This window comes from Acidobacteriota bacterium (assembly GCA_039028635.1).
Taxonomy (GTDB): domain Bacteria; phylum Acidobacteriota; class Thermoanaerobaculia; order Multivoradales; family JBCCEF01; genus JBCCEF01.
Map to the genome: position 1 here is coordinate 58,735 of JBCCHV010000010.1, position 18,633 is coordinate 77,367.

Consider the following 18,633-nt stretch of genomic DNA (forward strand, 5'->3'; position numbering starts at 1 on the left):
GGCCGCCGGCGACCAGGCAAAGGCGAGGCCGACTGCAGCGAGGCTGCACGATCTGAGCCCCGTGGCGAGGCTCACGGCAGCGGTTCGTAGAGCTCGATCCAGGCACCCTCGGGAGAGCGCACGGCGGTCAGCCGGACCTGGCCGAGGGGCTCGATCGTCACCGTGCGCGGCGCAGCGACCGGCTGGATGCCGTGTTCCGCCAGGCGAGCCAGGTAGGCGTCGAGGCGACGGACCGGAAAACGCATCGAGTGGATGCCGAGGTTGGGCGCCTGGGACCGGGCCGAGTAATCGCTACCCACCGCCCCTTCGAAGGCCAGAATCTCGACCGAGCCGTCGTTGTCGCCGGCCGGGCTGAGGATGGCGACCCGGCGCGGGATTTCGGTGGCGAGGTTGTGCGGCAGGCCGAGAACGTTGGGCCCCGGCTGTTTGCTGGCGCCGTGATGCTCGAGGTAGATCTCGAAACCGAGGGCTTCGCGGTAGAAGGCCAGGGCGGTGTCGAAGTCACGCACGATCTGGGTGGCGTTGAACACCCGGCTCAGGCGCTCGAGATGGGGCCAGCCTTCGAGCGTTGGCGCCACCCGCTCGATCATCGCCACGACGATGCCGTCGGGACCGCGGGCGAGCACCTCGCGCACGGTGAAAGGCCCGAAGGTGAACTCCACCGGCTCGGACATGGCGTCCCAGCCAAAGCGCTGCAGCCGTTCGAGCGACGCGGTGACGTCGATGGCCCGAACGTTGAAGTCGAAGATGCCACCGGTGTCCCAGCTCTGCTGGCCGGGACGCATCAACCGACGCGGACCGTCCCGCAAGTCTGCCGGCGCCGTCAGCTCGACGAGGCGCAGGAAGCCGCGGTCGGTGCCGGGGTTGCCGAGCACCGTCTCCTCGCCCCGAGTGCCCGCGGGCAAACCCCAGAGGGCGACCACCTCCGGCGCCAGAGCACCGCGAGCCACTTCCTTCCAGCCGGCGACCTCGCGCCAGGCGGCGGCGACCCGCTCGCGGTCGTGGACCACGATCACCAGCTCGTGAAAACCACCCATGCCGAACTCTTCGGCGACGGAGCTGGCTTTCTCCTCGGCGGACGCTGGACCGGACACCACCAGGCCGACCCACAAGGCCGCCGCCAGGACGGCCTTCCCGGGGCGGATCATTGCTGCTTGCAGCCGATTTGCACCGTTCTCAGGTTGATACCGATGCGCTGCGACGCGGGCTCGGTCCAGGCGTAGGCGATGGACTTCTCCTGGCCCTCTTCGCGCACCGCCAGCTCGAGCACCGGCACCGTGTTCTCGCCCGAGTAGGTCGCCTGGAAGAGCTCGACGGTGTAGCGCGCCGGCCGCTCGTCCTCGGGCTCGAGCACTTTGCTGCCGCCCTGGTCGTGAAGCCGGATCGGACGCCAGAGGTCCCACTCCTGCTTGCCTTCGCCCTCCTTCGGGGCTTCGCCCTTGGGGGCCGCCGCCCAACACTCGAACCAGCGCACCTTGTTGAGCTTGTGCGGCACCCCGCCCTTGTGGCCGTAGACGTAGTTGCCTTCGGCGTCGACGGCGCGATCCTGAATCCAGATCTCGTCGGCGGTGAGCTTGAGGTCGTCGGATATCACCAAGGTGCGGCCGGAGCGGCTCGACACCACCCGGCAGGCGCCCTCCTTGGTGAAGCCCACGAAATGATCATCGCGGCGCTGCCAGTAGACCTCGCAGCCGGGGTAGCTCTTGAGGTCGGAGACCTCGATCCCCTCGAGCTTCGACGAATCGAGGTGGGCGTCCTTCACCGCCGCCGGGTCCGGCGGCGCATAGATCACCAGCTCGATGGCCTTTTCCTCGGCGTTGGGCCGGAAGCTGTAGAGACGCTGACGATAGATCTTGTCCGGATCACCGTCGGCGTACTGCTGCACGTAGAAGACGTGCTCGCCGAGCTCCGGCCAGCTCACCGGCGCGAAGATCGAGTGGATGCGGCCATGCGGCTCTTCGACCTCCTCGGCCTTCTCCGTGCGGGCTTGCCAGAAGTTGTCGAACTCGCCGGTGAACCACTCCATCATCTGGGCCAGGTCGGCATCGAGGTCCGCTTCGGCGTGGTGATCGGCGGCGGCCGGTGGCACCATCAGAAGCGGCACCATCAGCAGCAGGGCCACCAGCAGCGCGAAACGGCGGACGAAGGCGGAAGGCCTCACGACTTCCGCCCTTCGTCCTGCGCCCGCACCCGCGCCATCGCCTCTTCGGCGGTCTCCATCGGAGCCCAGGCGAGGGGCTCCTGGCGCACCGGCGCCGGCAAGCCGGTCTCCTCCTCGCAGCGAGCGAGGATGTCGTCGAGATCGGGTCCGAGGTCGAAGTCCTTGACCTGGCCGCGGGCAGTGCGCAGCTTCTCCCGCTGGGCTTCGGTGGCGGCGGCATCGCCGACGATCACGCCGTACTCGGCAGCGGCCTTCTCGGCCGACACCAGCCCCTTGGCGACGTCCGCCTCGACCTTCTCCGCCGGTCGGTCGAGGGGATCCTTCCAGCCACCGCCGCCGGCGGTGCGGTAGACCAGCATGTCGCCCTCGGCGACCACCACCTCATCGCACTTCGAGGGCAGCCGTTGCTCGCTGCCGTCGGCGCGCCGCAGGATCTTTTCCGAGCGCCGCCCGGGCGTGCCGCCGAGGATGCCCCAGGGATAGGTCAGCCAGCGATCGTCGTGGATCGAGACCTCGCCCGGCTCGAGGTAGACGTAGCGCTTCTCGATGCCATTGCCGCCGCGGTGCAGGCCGGCGCCGCCGGAGTCGGTGATGGTGGTGTAGCCGTCGATGCGCACCGGGTAGTAGGACTCGAGATACTCGGTGGGGATGTTCTCGAACAGCGGCCACCAGGAGTGGCCGTCCATGCCGTCACCCACCGGTCGGCCCGGAATGCCGCCGTATGAGATCTCCATCAGGTAGAAGAAGTCGCCGCGGCCGTCGAAGCCGGAGTAGAGCATGTAGGGCGAGGTGCCATAGCCCGCCGCGGTGGTGTATTCCGGAGCCTTGCGCGCCAGGGCACCGCCCAGGACGTCGAACAGACGGGTGAGGGCGTGGGTGCGGCAGCCGAGGGCCGCCGGGAACTTCGGATGCAGCAGGCTGCCGTCCGGAATGATGACGTGGAGCAGCGGGTAGAAGCCGTCGTTGAACAAGATCTGGGGGTCGAAGACCATGATCAGGTAGACCCCGATGAACATCTTGAACATGCCCTCGTTCAGGTAGAAATTGATCGGGCCGATGGCTTGCGGGTCGGTGCCGCTCCAATCGAAGTAGGCGTGATCCCCCTCGCGCCAGATGGTGAGCTTCATCTTGTAGGGGCCGTGGCCGAGGCCGTCGTCGTCGACCCAGTCCTCGAAGGACTGCGGCTCCTCCGGGATGTTCTGCAGGATGAGCTGCTGCATGGCGCGGTAGGTGCGGTCGAGGAGCGCCTGGCAGGCGGCCAGGTAGACGTCCTTGCCGAAGCGCTCGCAGATCTCGACGACGCGCTTCTCCGCCGTGCGGCAGCCGGCGACGATGCCCATCAGGTCGGCACGGTTCATCTCCGGCATGCGGACGTTGTTCAAGATCATCGCGATGACGTCCTGCACCGGCTCGCCGCGGCGGAAGATCTTGACCGGCGGAATCATCATCGCCTCGCCGTAGATCGACTTGGCGCCGGTGGGCAGGGAGCCCGGCAGCGGACCACCCATGTCCATCATGTGGCCGAACATGCTCGACCAGCCGACCAGCTCGCCGTCGTGGAAGATCGGCACCAGCACCAGCCAATCGTTGACGTGGGAGATGGCGCCACCGCACTTGTAGGGATCGTTGGTCAGAATGACGTCGCCGGGCTCGACGGTGTCCTGGTAGGACTCCATCATCTCGGCGATGTAGGAGCCGAACTGCCCCACCACCATCCGCCCGAGGGGATCGGTGATCATCGGAAACTCGTCGTGCTGCTCGCGGATCACCGGGCTCATGGCGGTGCGGAAGAGCACCGCGTCCATCTCGTGGCGAGCGTTCTTGAGGGCGCCCTCGATGATGTCGAGGGTCACCGAATCGATCTCGAGATCGGGGATCTGGGCTACCTTGACGCCAATCATTGGCCGGCCTCCTGGGGACGGATGAGTAGATTCAGGTGGAGATCGACCTCGGCGACATAGCCGGCGAGCACCACCGTGGTGGAGTCGAATTCGGTGACGATCGCCGGGCCGGCGATGCGGTTGCCCGGCCGCAGCAGGGAGCGGTCGTAGATCAGGGTCGGCAACCACTCACCCTCGAAGTAGACCTTGTGCTCCTCGACCACCGCGGCGGCGGGATTGGGACCGGTGATGGTCTCGCCGGCGGTCGTCGGCGGCTCCGGCACCGAGCCGACGCCCACCGCCCGCAGGTTGACGATCTCGCACACGGTGTCGTCCATGCGGTAGCCGTAGAACTGCTCGTGCAGGGCGTTGAAACGCTCCGCCAGCAGCTCGACACCCTGCACTTCGATCTCTCCCGGCTTGACCGCGATGGGAATCTCGTAGCCCTGGCGGTAGTAGCGCATGTCGACGTTGTAGTCGACCCGCCGCTGCTCCACCAGGCCACCTTCGCGTTCGAGCCAGGCGTCGGCTTCGTCGCCCAGCTCGCGCAGCACCCCGGCGACCTCCGCCGGGGTCACCTGGTCGACGTTGCGGATGTAAGTGCGGGCGAACTCTTCGCGGAAATCGGCCACCAGGTCACCGTTGGCACACAGCAGGCCCGGCCCCGGCGGCACCAACACCGGAAAGGCGCCCATCAGGGCGGCCACGGCATTGGCGTGCAGCGGACCGGCGCCACCGAAGGCCACCAGCGCGAAGTCCCGCGGGTCATAGCCACGCTGCACCGACACCAGCCGCAGGGCACCGGCCATGTTCTCGTTGACGATGTCGAGAATGCCCTGGGCGGCGGCGTGGAGCTCCAGACCGAGAGCCTCGGCGATGGTGCCGACGGCGGTCTCGGCGGCGGCGACATCGAGCTGCATCTCGCCACCGATCAAGCGCGGCGGCAGGTGGCCGACCACGACGTTGGCGTCGGTCACCGCCGGTTCCGTGCCGCCGCGGCCGTAGCAGGCCGGCCCGGGATCGGCACCGGCCGACTGCGGCCCGACGCGCAGCGCCTTGGTGAGCTCCGGAACGTGGGCGATGGAGCCGCCGCCGGCACCCACCGAGTGCACGTTGACGCTCGGCACCTTGACCCGGAAATGGCCGAGCTCGGTCTCCCGCGCCAGCGTCGGCTGACCGTTCTCGCACAGGGCGACATCCGTCGAGGTGCCCCCCATGTCGAAGGTCAGGATGTTGTCGAAGCCGGCCCGCTGGGCCACCGCCAGGGCGCCGGCGACGCCGCCGGAGGGTCCCGAGAGAATGCCGTAGACGGGCTTTTCCTGGGTCACCTGGGTGCTCATCAGGCCGGCGTCCGAACGCAGGATGTTGACCGAGCCGGTGACCCCGCCGTCGCGCAGGGCGCTCTCGAGGTTGTGGATGTAGCTCGCCACCTTCGGCCGCACATAGGAGTTCATGCAGGCCGTCAAGGTGCGCTCGTACTCGCGGAACTCGGGCAGCACGTCCGAGGACAGGGTGACCGGAAAGTCCGGATAGAGCTCGGCGATGATCGCCCCGATGCGGCGCTCGTGGTCTGGATTGGCGTAGGAGTTGATCAGCGACACGGTGAGCGACTCGACGCCCGAGTCCACCAGGTCGCGCACCGTCGCCCGTACCTGCTCCTCGTCGAGGGCCACCACCACCTCGCCGCGAGCATCCATGCGCTCGACCGCCTCTCGGGTGTCCTCGAGAGCCGCCGGCGGCTCCGGCTTGATCATGATCATCCAACCGGCCAGCGGGCCGGGAGTCTGGGAGCGCGCCAGGTGCAGGATCTGGCCGAAGCCCCGGGTGGTGATCAAGCCGACCCGCGAGCCCTTGCCCTCGAGCACCGCGTTGGTCGCCACCGTCGTGCCGTGCATGACGTGGGAGAGCGCCCCGGGCTCGGCGCCGCTCTCGTCCAGAATCCGGCGCACGCCGGTCAACACACCCTGCGACGGATCGGCCGGCGTCGAGGGTGTCTTCACCCGAAACGTCGCGCCGCTCGCGTCGTCGATCAGGATCAGGTCAGTGAACGTGCCACCGACGTCCACCCCGAGGCGATACGCCATGTCATCTCCTTCCTAAGATTCTCGAAATGCCCAGCAAAACCGGGGCCTTCGCCCCGATATGTCCGATTGTAATACTAATAGTACCACTCGATGACGACAGGTGCTCAACACAACCGCAACCATGAAAATCCACCACTTGATGGTCGATTTTCATGGTCCTGAGTCGGCCCAGCGCCAAACCTTGGAGTCGCGAATCGAGGCTTCCTCTGCGTTCTCCGCAACCTTGACTGCTATCCTTCAAGGTAGCTCAAATGAGTAGCTATTGAGGTTCGAAGCAGGTCGTCCAAGGACGAGGCCTGCGCTTGAGGGGAGGGCTTGTTGTCAATGCGAATCTTTGTGGGAAACCTGCCGTTCTCGGCGACGGAGGATGAGATTCGGGACCTCTTTGCCGAGTTCGGGAGGGTGGACTCGGTTCACCTGATCACGGATCGGGAAACGGGCCGACCGCGGGGTTTTGGCTTCGTCGAGATGGATGGCGAGGGCGGTGCTCAGGCCATCGAGGCTCTGCACCAAACCACCTTCGGTGGTCGTGCCCTGAATATCAATGAAGCGCGGCCCCGCCCCCAGCGCTCGACGACACCTCAATCTAGCTCGGTCGGGGATTCCAAGCAGGCCGAGAGGTCGGATGACAAAGCACCGGCCCCCGCCGAGCCCATGGAAGAAGAGGCCTCAGCCTCAGCCGAACCCCCAGCTTCCCCCGTCGAGCTCCTGGTCGACCCGGGGAGCGCCCCGCCGGAGGTAGTGGCCGAGATCCTCGCCGAGTTCTCCGGGCTGTTTCGCTCGGTGAGCGGCAGCGGCGTCGAGTTCCGCTTCAGCGAATCCCACTCCCTGGCGATCCATGATTGAGGAGCCCCAGGAGGAGTCTCCACCGGCGGCCATCTACGAAGGACGGCCCAAGCTGCCGGAGGCCCCTGGCGAGAGCAAACGCTGGCGGCGCTTCGTCCGCTGGCTGCGCCGAGCGGCGCCTTGGTTGGGCAACAAGCGCGAGCTCGGCGAGGCTTACCTCAAAGCCCTTGTCGAGCAGGAGCTGGCCAAGGCCCGGCTGACCAACGCCCAAGCCACCAAGACCCTGGTGGAGGCGGAGTATGTCGCCCTGCAGACGGCAGAGAAGGCCGCCGACCTCGACGAGCGCTCGAGCCAGACGAGGCAAGTGGTGGTCGACGCGCAGCAGGCGAGCTTCCGCGGCGACGAGCCGGAGCTGGTGGCCCAAGTCGAGGCGCTGCAGCGCAAGGTCGAGCTACTGCGAGCCAAGTACGGCCTGGAGATCTTGCTCCTGGGCGATCCCTCCGATCAGCCGAAGTAGGCCATCCGGAAGTCCTTGGATCGCAACGACTCCGAACCCCTAAATCCTCCACAGCCGTTGGAGGCCCCATTTTCCAAAAGGAGAGTCCTCCGTGAAACTCAAGGTTACCGGTTATGAAAATTGGGTTGAGGACGAGCTCGACGCGCTGTTCGCCAATTACCCGACCTGGAGACCTATCGCAGAAAGTACCCGTCGAATCACGGGAAAGCCCTACACCATTGGTACGATTGACGATCAAGAGGGCGAAAGGGCCATCCAAGATCTGCACGACAAAGAGCTCGAGTTGGGAAACCTCCTCGAGGTGAGGCAGTACCTCGATCCCAACGAAGGGGGAGGAGGATATCGACGCCGCTACTAGGTCCCAACGAAGTGAACGGAACGATCGTTGTCGAGCTGGTCGGCGCAACCTGCCTCTGCGCCACCGGTATTTCCCACTGGCTGCACCCCGAGGCCTGGAGTGAGCACTTCGCCCGCCTGGCAGAAAAGGGCAACGCCGGCGCACTGAGCAACGGACTCATGCACGCCGGCGTCGGCGCCTTCTTCGTCGCCTCTCATCCGGTCTTCTTCGGCTGGCGCGCCCTGTTGACCTACTGGGCGCTGGCCGTCTTGGCGAAAGGCCTGTTCTACCTCGTCGCACCCGAGGTCGGTGTACGCAGCATGGCCGCCTGCACTCCCGAGCGGGCCAGGAGGCTGCGCTGGGCGGGCCTGCCGATGACGATTCTGGGGTTGGTCGTCGCCGGCATTGCGCTCATCCCGTAGCCGCTTCCGGCGTAGTACCTACCGTTCCTTCCTTGGCCGAAACCAGGCCAAGGCCTGCCCCACGAGCAGCGGCAGGATGGAAGCCACAGCCACCCGCAGCCAGTCGCCGGCTTCGAGGGCGACGGTTCCGAGAGGCCTCTGCAACCAAGGAAGGAAGAGTGCCGCGAGCTGGAGAGCCGCCACCAGCACGACGGCTCCCCATGCCCAGCGGTTGGTCAGAAGGCGCCGCAAGCCGAGCGGCCGGCCTCCGCTGCGGGCGTTGAAAAGGTGGAAGAGTTGGCCGAAGGCGAGGCTGGCGAAGGCGACGGTGACGGCGCGCTCGGTCGCCGCAGGTCCGCCGGCCTCGAGAGTAAGGACGAAGGCTCCGAGGGTGGCGATGGTGAGGACGACGGCGTAGCCGGCGATGCGAGCGGTGAAATCACGGGTCAGAATGCCTTCCCTGGGCGGCCGTGGCGGCTCGCTCATGATTCCCGCCGGCGCCGGCTCGACGGCGAGGGCGAGGGCCGGGAAGACGTCGGTGACCAGGTTGAGCCAGAGGAGCTGCAACGGCAGCAAGGGCAGCGGCAGGCCCAGCAAGCCGGAGACGAACAGCACCAAGATCTCGGCGAGATTGCAGGAGAAGAGGTAAAAGACGAAGCGCCGGATGTTGGTGAAGATGGTGCGCCCTTCGCGCAGGGCCACGGCGATGGTCTCGAAGCGATCGTCGGCAAGCACGATATCTGCCGCCTGGCGCGCGACGTCGGTGCCGCGACCTCCCATCGCCACCCCGATGTCGGCCTGGCGCAGTGCCGGGGCATCGTTGACCCCGTCGCCGAGCATGGCGACCACGTCTCCCGCCTGTTGAAAGGCTCGCACCACCCGCAGCTTGTCTTTCGGCGTCACCCGGCTGAGTCCGCCGAGGGTAGCCAGGGTCGAGCTCAGCTCCTCGGTCTCGCGGGGCAGCTCCCGGCCATCGACGACATGTTGGCCCGGGCCCAGAATCGACAGGCTGCGCCCGACCGCTTCCGCAGTTCGCGCCTGGTCGCCGGTCAGCATGATGGTGCGGACGCCGGCATCCCGCAGCGCCTCGATGGTCTCGGCGACGCCTTCCGAAGGTGGGTCGAAGAGACCGATGAGGCCGAGGAAGGTCAGGTTCGACAAGGCCTCTTCGTCGGCGGCGCAACCGGCGGCCAAGGTGCCGCGAGCCAAAGCCAGAACGCGCAGACCGCGGCCCGCCAGCTCGCCGTTGACTTCGAGCAAACGGTCCCGACCGGCGTCATCGAGGGGCTGCAACGTTGCGCCCGGCCCGAGCAGAGACGTCGCCCGAGAGATCAGAGCCCGGGCCGCGCCTTTGACGTAGATGACGTCGCCTTCCCGACCACCCTCGATCGGACGATGGAAGGTCGCCATCAACATGCGCCGACTCGAGAAGGGAACCTCGCCTGTCTCCGGCTCGGCCGCGAGCAGAGCGGAGCGTTCGAGGCCGGCGCGCCGCGCGGCCGCCAACAGGGCTACCTCCGTAGGATCGCCGACACCCTCTTCACCTTCGGGATCCAGGGCCGCACGGTTCGCCTGCGCCGCGCAGTGAAGTGCGGCCCGGGCAGTGGGCACGCTGCCGGCCGGCTGCGCCCCGAGATCGAGCTCCCGCTCAGAGGTCCACAAGGTAGTGGCCGACATGCGGCCCGAGGTCAATGTGCCGGTCTTGTCGCTGCAGACCACGGTGGCCGAGCCGAGGGTCTCGACGGCCGGCAACCGCCTCACCAACGCCTGGCGAGCGGCCATCCGCTGCAGACCGAGAGCCAAGGTGATGGTGGTCACCACCGGCAGGCCCTCGGGAACTGCCGCAATGGCAAGAGCGAGGCCGGTTTCGAGCATCAGCCACAGCTCGTTGCCACGCAGAATCCCGACCGCGGCAACCACCGCCCCCAACCCCAAGGCGACCACCACCATGCGGCGCCCGAGCACCGTCAGCCGCTGCTCGAGGGGAGTCGGCTCGGAGCGTAGAGAAACCAACAGCTCGCGGATGCGACCCAGCTCCGACCGTCCTCCGGTGGCGACCACCAGGGCGCGACCGTCGCCGGCGGCGACCAGCGTTCCGCGATAGACCATGGAGCAGCGTTCGGCGAGGACCGTGTCCTCGGGGACCGGGTCCACCGACTTGACCACCGGCAGCGATTCGCCGGTGAGAGCGGCTTCGATCGTGCTCAGCTCGGAGCCGACCAGCAAACGAGAATCGGCGGGAACCGCGTCGCCGGCAGCGAGCACCACGACATCACCGGGCACCAGCTCGCGGGCCGCGAGGGCCAGCTCGCGCCCATCGCGCAACACCAGCGCCTCGGGAACCTCCAAATCCTCCAGGGCTTCCATCGCCCCGCGAGCCCGCAGCTCGACGACGAAGCCGATAACCACGTTGATCAGCAGCACGACACCAACAGCCACCGCCTCGGCGGTTTCACCGAAGGCGGCGGCGACCAGCGCCGCCACCGCCAGCAGCAGCACCACCACACTGCTGAGCTGGCGGCCGAGAATGCGGTACCAGGGATCGCGCTCCGGAGGAGCGCCCTCATTCGGCCCGAAACGCTCGAGTCGTCGTGCCGCCTCGGCTTGGCTAAGTCCGGTGGAAGACGTACCGAGGGCCTCGAGAAGATCCGCAGCGGGCAGGGCATGCCAGTTCCCGGCCTCCGGCTGGGGCATCGCCCCGGGCGCGGATTCTGTGGTCACTCGTTCCCCTGGCACGGCGACGAACAGGACGGCACCGATGAGTAGGCGCAGGCGCTCTCACCCAAGAGCATTCTTGCCTCCTGGCAAAGAGAAGCGGCGGGCGATGACCTGCCTGCGGGTGGCTCTGTCCACACGGGGAGTATCGAACGGAACCAGCAAGGCAGGCAAACCCTTGGCCCCTCGACCCGCGCTGCCGCGACCCTAAGCGGCCCGTCAGCTAAAGGTAGTGCTGCCTCAGACGGTCGAGCCAACCCTGTTGCCAGGTCCGCTCGCTCCTCACCAGGTGGCGCGCTTCCCCAAGATCGAACGAAGTCTCGTGCTCGGTGCGAAAGTCGTCCCAGGCCGAGAGGGCGACATCGCCGGCCACCGGATCGAGGCAGTCGAAGGAGGCTCCGAGGCGTGCCATCACGACGCAGGCAAGGGAGGGCATGTCGGCCGTGGGGTCTTGGCCCGCTTCATCGAGGGCAAGGGCGATGGCGAGGGCGAAGCGATCGAGCTCCTCGCTGCGATGCTCACGGAGCAGGTGAAGCAGCGACGACAAGGAGTCGTCAGCCCGAGGGCGCGAGATCAAGGCCGACGCCAGATCAGCTCGTTGTGCCGATGAGAGCTCGTACGAGAGCTCTCGGCCGATGGCTCCGTCCGCTCTCTCCTGCCACGTCGAACTCGCGAGTTGACGAGCGACCAAAGGCCGGGCGAAGGGCAGCATCGCCGCTCGAACCAGCCACTCTCGCTTCCCGTTCTCCGCATTTCCAGACTCCCACAAAGCCCTGGCCGTCAGCACCGCAGACCTGAGGTCGGCGGCCTCGAGATCATCACGCAGGGGCCAGGCCCCGATCGAGAATCCGGAAAGGAGACCAGCGGCGGGACGCTCCAAGAAGATCACCATGCGTTCCCCCGGCAAGAACGGAATGCCGAGATTGAAGCCCACCTCCTCGCGTTCCCGAAGGCTTCCCACGAGGACCTCCTCGGCCACGACTTCGGCGCGGTAAGCCTGATCCACGGGGAAGTCGGTCTCGAGCTCCCTCGCCACGTCCTCCAAAAGGAGGGCCGCATCGAAAGAGACTTCCTTGATCCAGCCTGACAACCCAACGCCGGCCGCGGCGACGATTCTCTGAAGTCGGGCTACGTCGAATGAGGACTCCCGCTGCACTTCGGTCACGCGAACGATGGCCACGGCATCAGAGCGCCGAACCAGCTCCCAAAGACCGAGATCGTCATGAGACGGACAGCCCGTCGCCATCGGAATCGTCAACAAACCGACCAAGACCGCGGAAACCACCACCGTGGGAATCTTCATGGGCACCCTCCTTTACCTCAGGAGACCCACGAACCGATTGGAAAGTTCCTTCGGCCTCCGCGAAGGATGCAGACTCTTCCTGTCTTCCGAGAAACCACACCCACCCTCGGTCTCGAAAAAGCGGTCCTCGATTTCGGAAACGAGAGGATTTCTTCGTTTTCGAGAAGACCTGCCACCAGGCTGTGGAACGGAGTGCTCCTCCGACGCCCGGCCATCGAGTCGGGATCTTCCTTCACAGGACAAGAGAGGTCCTTCGGCCTCCGAATCGCTTGGCTCGGGTCGAACCTCATCGCGCCAGGAGCTTCGATGGCTTCGAACGACTCCCTCGCCGATCTCGTCCATCCTGCCTGGCGTCTAAGCGCCCCTGAGAAGGTCCAACTGACCGTCCTGGCGAAAGGCCAGCTCTACCTCGTCGCACCCGAGGCAGGTGTCCGCAGCATCGCCGCCTGCACTCCCGAGCGGGTCAGGGGGCTGCGCTGGGCGGGCTTGCCGACGACGCTCCTGGGGCTGGTCGTCGCCGGCATTGCCCTGTTCCGCTGAGCTACTCGATCGCCGACAGCAAGCGCGTGTCGGTGACCAGGACACGCACGCCGTGGGCGTGGTCTTCGTTGAAGACGTTGTCCTTGCACCAGGCGTGGACACTGTTGATGTCGAGCTCGGCGCAGCGCGGCCGCACGCTCCAGCTCACCTGCAGGGGCGAGCACTTCTTGCTGGCGTCGAAACTCGGGCCGGTGGTCGAGCCGAGGAACTGGACCGGGTCGCCGGTGTCGGCAGGAACCGCCTTCGGCTGGTGATAGCCATCGACGACGTTGCCGCCGTAGATGAAGTCGGCGAAGTCGGCGGCGTCGGAATCGTTGACCAGCAAGAAGACCTGGGCCTCGACCCTCAGGTTGGGATTGGCGCAGGCGTCCGACAGGCAGGAGCCGAGACCCTCGCCGGGAGTGACGTCGCAGGACGAGAACACCCAGTGGACCTCGATGGTGTCGCCCGGCTTGATGCCCTTGCAGACCTTGTCGGACACCGGACGCAAGGCCTTGGCCGCCAGCTTCGGCGTGTCGTTGCACTGGAAGCCGCCGCCATAGCCACCGTCTCCGGGGCCGGCATCGATCGAGTAGTCGGCTGCCTTGTGCTCGGCGTGGTTGTGGAAGTGGATGTTGCAGAGGTTCATCTGCGAATGCGACGGCGCGAAGGAGAAGATCCGGGCGTTCTCGCCGGCCTTCTGGTCGATGTCGCGAGGCGTCTGCGGCCCGAAGCCCTGGCAGATCTCGGCTCCCGCGACCGCCGCGAGAAGGAGTCCGCACACCACCACTCCCAGTATCCTGAGTGTCTTCATCATGTCTCCTAAGCGAGTTTGAAACAGAGGTTCAGCATGGCAGCGCCGTGATGGCACCGCTGGAGCGAACTGCAAGCGCCATCGAGTATTGAATGGAAGCGTCGGCTCGATCAAGGGCCTGGCCCCGGCGAGCGGACCTTTTCGACTTCCGCCCCAAGGTCCGAGAGTGGTGAGGGCTAGCCCGGCCCTTCTCACCGGATCCTCAGGCGAAAGGTTCTATCTTGCTGAAGATGGTGGGCATCCACCCGTGCCGCAATACCGCCGTAGGCTGCGTCGCGACAATTGCAACGGATGATGTAGCAGAACTGTGACATACGACCTGGCAGCAGAGAACCGGTGAGAATCTCGGGCCAGTGCCAGCCTCGGCGATCAGACCAGTGCTACTGCCAGTTGAGCTCTGTCCTCACCAGGTGGCGAGCTTCCCCAAGATCGAACGCAGTCTCGTGCTCGGCGCGAAAGTCTTCCCATGCCGCGGGGGCGACATCGCCGGCCACCGCCCTCGGCGATAGAACGATTCGGGAGGGCGGAACGTACGTAAGGGATACAAGGAACGGCCCGACCGCGAATGGAAACTGCGCGGGCCCAACCTGAAGGAGGACTCGAGTGTAGGAAAACCGCCGGGGGAAGGAGCCGAGGCCGGGGGCGGTCGAGGTTCTAGGAACCTGGCACTACGACCGGAAGGAGGTTTCGAATGGCCGACAACCTCGCTCGCTCCGTCGCTCCCGCAGCACTCCCTCCCGCGCCACCGATCGCGGCCCTGCCCGCCGCTCGCCGGCGCCTCGACTCCCACCGCTGTACCGACGATCTTCGCCCCCTCGCCGACACCCTGGAGCGTCGCATCAAGGGTCAGGACAGCGCCCTCGGAGCTCTCGTCAACGCGTTCTCCCGCCCCCTTTCGGGGCTGAAGGATCCCAACCGTCCGCACCTCAGCGCCCTGCTCCTCGGGCCGACCGGCATCGGCAAGACGGAAACCGCCAAGGCGGTGGCCGAAGGCATCTTCGGCAACGAGGCCAGCCTGGTGCGGATCAACTGTGAAGAGTTCGCCCACAGCCACGAGGTCGCCAAGATCCTGGGTTCGCCACCGGGATACGTGGGCAATCATGTCGAGCCGCTACTGAGCCAGAACCGCCTCGATCAAGGCCATCGCCAGGCGGTGGAGAAGGCCGGTGAGCGCTTTCTCGCCGAGCGCATGCGGACCACCGAGGACGGCTTCGTCTCGGTGGTGCTCTTCGACGAGATCGAGAAGGCCCATCCGGTCCTCTGGTCGTCGCTCCTCGGGATTCTCGAGGACGGCATCCTGACCCTCGGCAACAACACCACCACCAGCTTCCACCAGTCGATCATCTTCGTCACATCGAACGTCGGTGGCCGGGAGATGGCCCAGCTCCTCGAAAAGCCGACCATGGGTTTCGGGGGCGAGGAAGTACCGGTGGAGCTCGACCTTTCGGACGCTGCCGTCAAGGCCGCCGAGAACCAGTTTCCCCTCGAGCTCCTCAACCGCTTCGACGAGGTCCTGGTGTACTCGGCCCTCGGCCGCGACGAGCTCGAGGCGATCTTCGACAAGTTCCTGGCGGAGATCCACGAGCGCGCCCTCAAACAGGCCGACGTACCGCTGCTGCTGCGCCTCAGCCCGGCGGCGCGCGAGCTCCTGCTCAGCACCGGCAGCGATATGCGCTACGGCGCGAGGCCCCTGCGCCGGGCGGTCGAGCGGTTGCTGGTGGATCCGTTGTCGCGATTGATCGCCTCACGGCAGATCCAAGGCGGCGATGTGCTCGAAATTGAAGCAGAGGATGACGGCCTCGCCTTTTACCGCAGCGGGATGGCGGCGGACGAAGTCGTCGCCTGAGACTCAGGTCGGGGGCTCGGACCATGCGGCATCCATGGCCGGGCCCCCGAACCTCCCTTCAGGGGGGCTCGAGGCACCCCAGCACACGCAGAAGCACCTCAATCAACCTGCCGCACCAGGAAACTCTGGCAGGGCCGCGACTCGCGCCGCCTGTTGCAGGTGCCTTTGCTCGTGGAAGACGACGATCCGACAGGCGTCGAGAACGCTGTAGACGATCGCCGGCACCGGTGGTGAATTCATGATGACGTCGCCGACTCCCGCCGCGGAGATCTTCGCCAGATAGTCGAGAACGCGACCCTGCTGGTCGTCAAACCGGTCCAGGATGCCGTCGTCGATGGCGCTGGTCGATGGCCGAAAGCCTTTGGGAGCCTTCATCTTTCGCGTCTGCGGGGAAACGGATCGACTCAGGAGCTTGCCCCACATCGCCGGAACCCACGGCAGATAGCGCCACAGGGCACTGCCTTTGTCACCCGCCAGAACGCGATCGAAACCCGGAAAGTAGCTCGCGTTGGCGATGATCAAGTGGTCGAGACACTGCGCGATGCTCCAGCTCCCGACCTCGGGGCTCCAGTTGAGCTGGGCGGCCGACAGGTCGGCGAAACGGGCCTGAACCTCGCTTCTCACGGTCGTGGCTTGGGCGGACAACTGCTTGAAAACGTCGTCTCGAGTCATGTTCGCTGATCTCCGGGGGTTCGAGTCCAGCCCCGTAGCCGAGGGCGATTCTCAGCGCCCTGGCGGCCGTCAAGTCAGGTGAGCCGGAACCCCTCCAATCACAGGATCAATGGGTATATAAACCGCAAGTTCAAATTTGCATTCATGCGCTTATCTCAATATAGTTCATTCAGCTAGGAGGCCTCCAAGCGCGTGATGTGTGCGGAAACGCCGAGCTCGCTCGACGATTTCGCAGATTCTCTACTCCTTTTTGCAACAAGGAGGTTGCATGAAAAGGTATCTCTCGCTTGGTTTGGTTCTCGCTGTCACCCTCACCCTTTCGGCCTCCGCCTCGACCTTCGTGGCGATGTCCCAGGACGACCTGCTGAAGAGCTCCACAGCAGTGGTCCAGGGCAAGGTGTTGCAGGTCGACTCCTACTGGAATGACACCAACCAGATCATCTTCTCGGACGTTCTTGTCGAGGTCGAAGACGAGGTGCTCGGCAAAGCCGATGCCCTCATTACAGTACGTACTGTCGGCGGTGAAGTTGATGGATTTCACGTCGATGCCCACGGTTTTCCGACCTTCGACGTCGACGACCGGGTCCTGATGTTCTTGCAGCCCGACACCAAGGACAGTCTGAAGGTCGCCGGCTATCAGCAGGGCCTCTTCCGCATCGTCTCCGACGAGGCAGGCGTGGAGATGGCGATTCCCGCCACCGAGCTCGAAACCAACATCATCACCCTCGATGGGCAGAAGGCCTCGTTGCCGTCGGCCCAGACCCTCGACGAGCTGAAGTCCTCGATCGTCGACGACGCGGCCGCCCTCGGCCTCATCAACCGCTGAGCGGAAGGAGACGAAGCTATGAAGAACAAGCGTTTCATCACCCTCGTCACCTTCTCCGTTCTGGCTTTCCTGGTCGCCTCCAGCGTCTCGGCCTTCGTGCTGCTGAGCCCGCGCCGCACCTGGAACAGCCCGCCCACCATCGTGGTCGACAATCGCGGCCTGTCGAGCGTCGCCGACGGTGACGGTGGTCGGCGCCGCACCCGCAACGCCATCCGTTCGAACGCCGGCTGGAACGGCTCCGGCGCCGGTCGAGTGGTCTGGGCGCGCACCGGCTCGGTGGCCAACTATCGCCTCGGCGACGGCATCCCGATGCTGAACTTCCGCGATCCCATCGGGGTTTGCTCGGGCTCTTGCCTAGCCGCCACCTTTACCGGCTACTTCACCCGCCGGTCCAACGGCACCTATCGCATCTTCGACGCCGACATGGTCACCAACACGGCCTACAACTGGGCTTCCCGCGGCGAGACCTGCAGCGGTAATGAGTTCTACGTCGAAGCGGTGATGGTGCACGAGGTAGGCCATCTCCTCGGACTGGCTCATACGCCGGTGGGCAACGCGACGATGTTCGCCTCCACCGGACCCTGCAACGACAGTCCGCGCACCACCGCGTCGGACGACGAGGCGGCGATCCGGAACCTGTATTGATTCCGATGGGGCTCTCGGCCCCATTCGGGCCTGCGCGGCCCGACTCGGAGGCAGGGTGCTGAGGAGCGCCCTGCCTCTTTCTGCATACAGCGACCCACTTGGCGTGAACCCGCAGGTTCGGCAGCCGAGATTCGCGGGTGCCCTGGACTCTCAACCCTGGCTTGGCGCGTTCGCCTACTCTTCCTGCCCGGGCCTCCGGAAGGGTTTTAGGTAGTCCGGCAAGGCGATGCCCTCGCGCAAAACCGGGTCCGGCTCCGGCTCCCCGAAACCTCTCGCCAACGGCACGACCCCAGCCCAATAGTCGAGGGCCATGTCGCCCTTGGGGTCGTCCGGCGGCCCACTGCGCACCTTGGCCGAGGCTTCGTCGATCGGCAAGGTGAGCACGTCGGTGGCCGCCAGCTCCTTGGGGCTCGGCAGACGGGCATCGCGCGAGCGACCCGGCACCAGGTGCTCGACCAGGGCATCGAGAGCGTCGAGCTTGGCCTGGTCTCCTTCGACCTTGTACATACGGCCGAGGATCACCACCGAGCGATAGTTCATCGAGTGGTGGAAGGTGGACCGGGCGAGCACCAGGCCATCGAGCAGAGTCACCGTCAAACAGGCGTCGACGCCCTCCTGGAGACGGCGCATCATGCGGCTGATGATCGAGCCGTGGATCAGGACCTCGTCGCCGCGGCGAGCATAGGCGGTGGGAATGACGTAGGGCTGGCCGTCGCTGACGAAGCCGACGTGGCAGACCATGCCCTCGTCGAGAATCGAGTGGACCGATTCGCGGTCGTAGGCACCGCGCTCACGGGCACGGCGTACTTTGGTGCGTTCTGTTTTCAAAGTCATCGCGTCGCTGGTCTCCTCGCCGCCCTCGCGCTCGGATTCGGCCCCGGCACCCGATCTGAAAGCGGCACGACATCGCAGATGATTCGATCCGGTGGCCTTCACACCACGGACCGTCAAGGCCAAGGTGTCGGCCTGCCCGGTTTCCGAGACGCATGATGGCGCTCCGCCGCGACGCCGGTCAACGGTTTCGAGGATTTCTTCGCCTTGCGGGAAATAGTCCGGGCTTTCGTAGCGTAAGGGAAAGCCCACGACCTGGTTCCTTTCGACTATGCTGGCCGCCGGTACCCCTCATG

Annotated in this window: 16 protein-coding genes and 1 pseudogene; 8 read left to right on the plus strand and 9 right to left on the minus strand. The window is 66.0% G+C overall.

The window, feature by feature from the left end; all coding sequences use genetic code 11:
* Nucleotides 1-71: 71 nt before the first annotated feature.
* Genes AAF604_06375 through AAF604_06390 form a run of 4 tightly spaced genes read right to left on the minus strand, consistent with a single transcriptional unit; the run spans nt 72 to nt 6,125 of the window.
* On the minus strand, nt 72-1,148 hold the full coding sequence (locus AAF604_06375; protein ID MEM7049265.1) for a VOC family protein: 1,077 nt from the start codon (nt 1,146-1,148) through the stop codon (nt 72-74).
* A complete protein-coding gene (locus tag AAF604_06380) occupies nt 1,145-2,161 on the minus strand; it encodes a chromophore lyase CpcT/CpeT (protein ID MEM7049266.1) in 1,017 nt (338 codons plus the stop codon). The genes AAF604_06375 and AAF604_06380 overlap by 4 nt, the downstream gene beginning before the upstream one ends.
* On the minus strand, nt 2,158-4,062 hold the full coding sequence (locus tag AAF604_06385; GenBank protein MEM7049267.1) for a hydantoinase B/oxoprolinase family protein: 1,905 nt from the start codon (nt 4,060-4,062) through the stop codon (nt 2,158-2,160). Before AAF604_06385 ends, AAF604_06380 begins: the two co-directional genes overlap by 4 nt.
* Entirely contained in the window at nt 4,059-6,125 is a 2,067-nt protein-coding gene (locus tag AAF604_06390; protein MEM7049268.1) for a hydantoinase/oxoprolinase family protein, read from the minus strand. Before AAF604_06390 ends, AAF604_06385 begins: the two co-directional genes overlap by 4 nt.
* Before the next feature lie 318 nt (nt 6,126-6,443).
* Between AAF604_06390 and AAF604_06395 the strand changes: the two are divergent.
* From AAF604_06395 to AAF604_06410, 4 genes and pseudogenes are all read left to right on the plus strand, one after another.
* Nucleotides 6,444-6,695: pseudogene (locus AAF604_06395) on the plus strand (RNA-binding protein).
* Nucleotides 6,696-6,963: 268 nt separating this feature from the next.
* Nucleotides 6,964-7,428, plus strand: coding sequence for a hypothetical protein (locus AAF604_06400; GenBank protein MEM7049269.1), 465 nt, complete (start codon nt 6,964-6,966; stop codon nt 7,426-7,428).
* Between the two features lie 91 nt (nt 7,429-7,519).
* Nucleotides 7,520-7,786, plus strand: coding sequence for a hypothetical protein (locus AAF604_06405; protein ID MEM7049270.1), 267 nt, complete (start codon nt 7,520-7,522; stop codon nt 7,784-7,786).
* Nucleotides 7,787-7,797: 11 nt separating this feature from the next.
* Nucleotides 7,798-8,187 (plus strand): hypothetical protein, encoded by a 390-nt coding sequence (locus tag AAF604_06410; GenBank protein MEM7049271.1) that lies wholly within the window; start codon nt 7,798-7,800, stop codon nt 8,185-8,187.
* A gap of 18 nt (nt 8,188-8,205) precedes the next feature.
* Here AAF604_06410 and AAF604_06415 read toward each other — a convergent pair whose 3' ends face one another.
* Nucleotides 8,206-10,887 (minus strand): cation-transporting P-type ATPase, encoded by a 2,682-nt coding sequence (locus AAF604_06415; GenBank protein MEM7049272.1) that lies wholly within the window; start codon nt 10,885-10,887, stop codon nt 8,206-8,208.
* A gap of 217 nt (nt 10,888-11,104) precedes the next feature.
* Nucleotides 11,105-12,184 (minus strand): hypothetical protein, encoded by a 1,080-nt coding sequence (locus AAF604_06420; GenBank protein MEM7049273.1) that lies wholly within the window; start codon nt 12,182-12,184, stop codon nt 11,105-11,107.
* Between the two features lie 306 nt (nt 12,185-12,490).
* Between AAF604_06420 and AAF604_06425 the strand changes: the two genes are divergently transcribed.
* The gene (locus tag AAF604_06425; protein MEM7049274.1) at nt 12,491-12,724 is read left to right on the plus strand and encodes a hypothetical protein; all 234 of its coding nucleotides are present in this window, start codon (nt 12,491-12,493) and stop codon (nt 12,722-12,724) included.
* A gap of 1 nt (nt 12,725) precedes the next feature.
* Here the strand turns inward: AAF604_06425 and AAF604_06430 are convergent, their stop codons facing one another.
* Complete coding sequence (locus tag AAF604_06430) at nt 12,726-13,517, minus strand: delta-class carbonic anhydrase (protein ID MEM7049275.1); 792 nt, start codon at nt 13,515-13,517, stop codon at nt 12,726-12,728.
* Between the two features lie 691 nt (nt 13,518-14,208).
* On the opposite strand from AAF604_06430, the gene AAF604_06435 reads away from it, so the two are divergent.
* A complete protein-coding gene (locus tag AAF604_06435; protein MEM7049276.1) occupies nt 14,209-15,363 on the plus strand; it encodes an AAA family ATPase in 1,155 nt (384 codons plus the stop codon).
* Nucleotides 15,364-15,465: 102 nt separating this feature from the next.
* Here AAF604_06435 and AAF604_06440 read toward each other — a convergent pair whose 3' ends face one another.
* Complete coding sequence (locus tag AAF604_06440) at nt 15,466-16,035, minus strand: DinB family protein (protein MEM7049277.1); 570 nt, start codon at nt 16,033-16,035, stop codon at nt 15,466-15,468.
* Nucleotides 16,036-16,303: 268 nt separating this feature from the next.
* Between AAF604_06440 and AAF604_06445 the strand changes: the two genes are divergently transcribed.
* Both AAF604_06445 and AAF604_06450 read left to right on the plus strand, forming a co-directional pair.
* Nucleotides 16,304-16,861: a hypothetical protein gene (locus AAF604_06445; protein ID MEM7049278.1), complete on the plus strand. Its 558-nt coding sequence runs from the start codon at nt 16,304-16,306 to the stop codon at nt 16,859-16,861.
* A gap of 18 nt (nt 16,862-16,879) precedes the next feature.
* Nucleotides 16,880-17,506, plus strand: coding sequence for a matrixin family metalloprotease (locus AAF604_06450; GenBank protein MEM7049279.1), 627 nt, complete (start codon nt 16,880-16,882; stop codon nt 17,504-17,506).
* A gap of 174 nt (nt 17,507-17,680) precedes the next feature.
* Here the strand turns inward: AAF604_06450 and AAF604_06455 are convergent, their stop codons facing one another.
* Nucleotides 17,681-18,340: a pyridoxamine 5'-phosphate oxidase family protein gene (locus tag AAF604_06455; protein MEM7049280.1), complete on the minus strand. Its 660-nt coding sequence runs from the start codon at nt 18,338-18,340 to the stop codon at nt 17,681-17,683.
* Nucleotides 18,341-18,633 lie beyond the last annotated feature (293 nt).

Bases quoted from the DNA above. Each gene is read 5' to 3' on its own strand.
- AAF604_06425 (MEM7049274.1), top strand. From the start codon at position 12,491: ATGGCTTCGAACGACTCCCTCGCCGATCTCGTCCATCCTGCCTGGCGT.
- AAF604_06440 (MEM7049277.1), bottom strand. From the start codon at position 16,035: ATGACTCGAGACGACGTTTTCAAGCAGTTGTCCGCCCAAGCCACGACC.
- AAF604_06430 (MEM7049275.1), bottom strand. From the start codon at position 13,517: ATGAAGACACTCAGGATACTGGGAGTGGTGGTGTGCGGACTCCTTCTC.
- AAF604_06390 (MEM7049268.1), bottom strand. From the start codon at position 6,125: ATGGCGTATCGCCTCGGGGTGGACGTCGGTGGCACGTTCACTGACCTG.
- AAF604_06435 (MEM7049276.1), top strand. From the start codon at position 14,209: ATGGCCGACAACCTCGCTCGCTCCGTCGCTCCCGCAGCACTCCCTCCC.
- AAF604_06375 (MEM7049265.1), bottom strand. From the start codon at position 1,148: ATGATCCGCCCCGGGAAGGCCGTCCTGGCGGCGGCCTTGTGGGTCGGC.
- AAF604_06400 (MEM7049269.1), top strand. From the start codon at position 6,964: ATGATTGAGGAGCCCCAGGAGGAGTCTCCACCGGCGGCCATCTACGAA.
- AAF604_06420 (MEM7049273.1), bottom strand. From the start codon at position 12,184: ATGAAGATTCCCACGGTGGTGGTTTCCGCGGTCTTGGTCGGTTTGTTG.
- AAF604_06450 (MEM7049279.1), top strand. From the start codon at position 16,880: ATGAAGAACAAGCGTTTCATCACCCTCGTCACCTTCTCCGTTCTGGCT.
- AAF604_06455 (MEM7049280.1), bottom strand. From the start codon at position 18,340: ATGACTTTGAAAACAGAACGCACCAAAGTACGCCGTGCCCGTGAGCGC.
- AAF604_06385 (MEM7049267.1), bottom strand. From the start codon at position 4,062: ATGATTGGCGTCAAGGTAGCCCAGATCCCCGATCTCGAGATCGATTCG.
- AAF604_06445 (MEM7049278.1), top strand. From the start codon at position 16,304: ATGAAAAGGTATCTCTCGCTTGGTTTGGTTCTCGCTGTCACCCTCACC.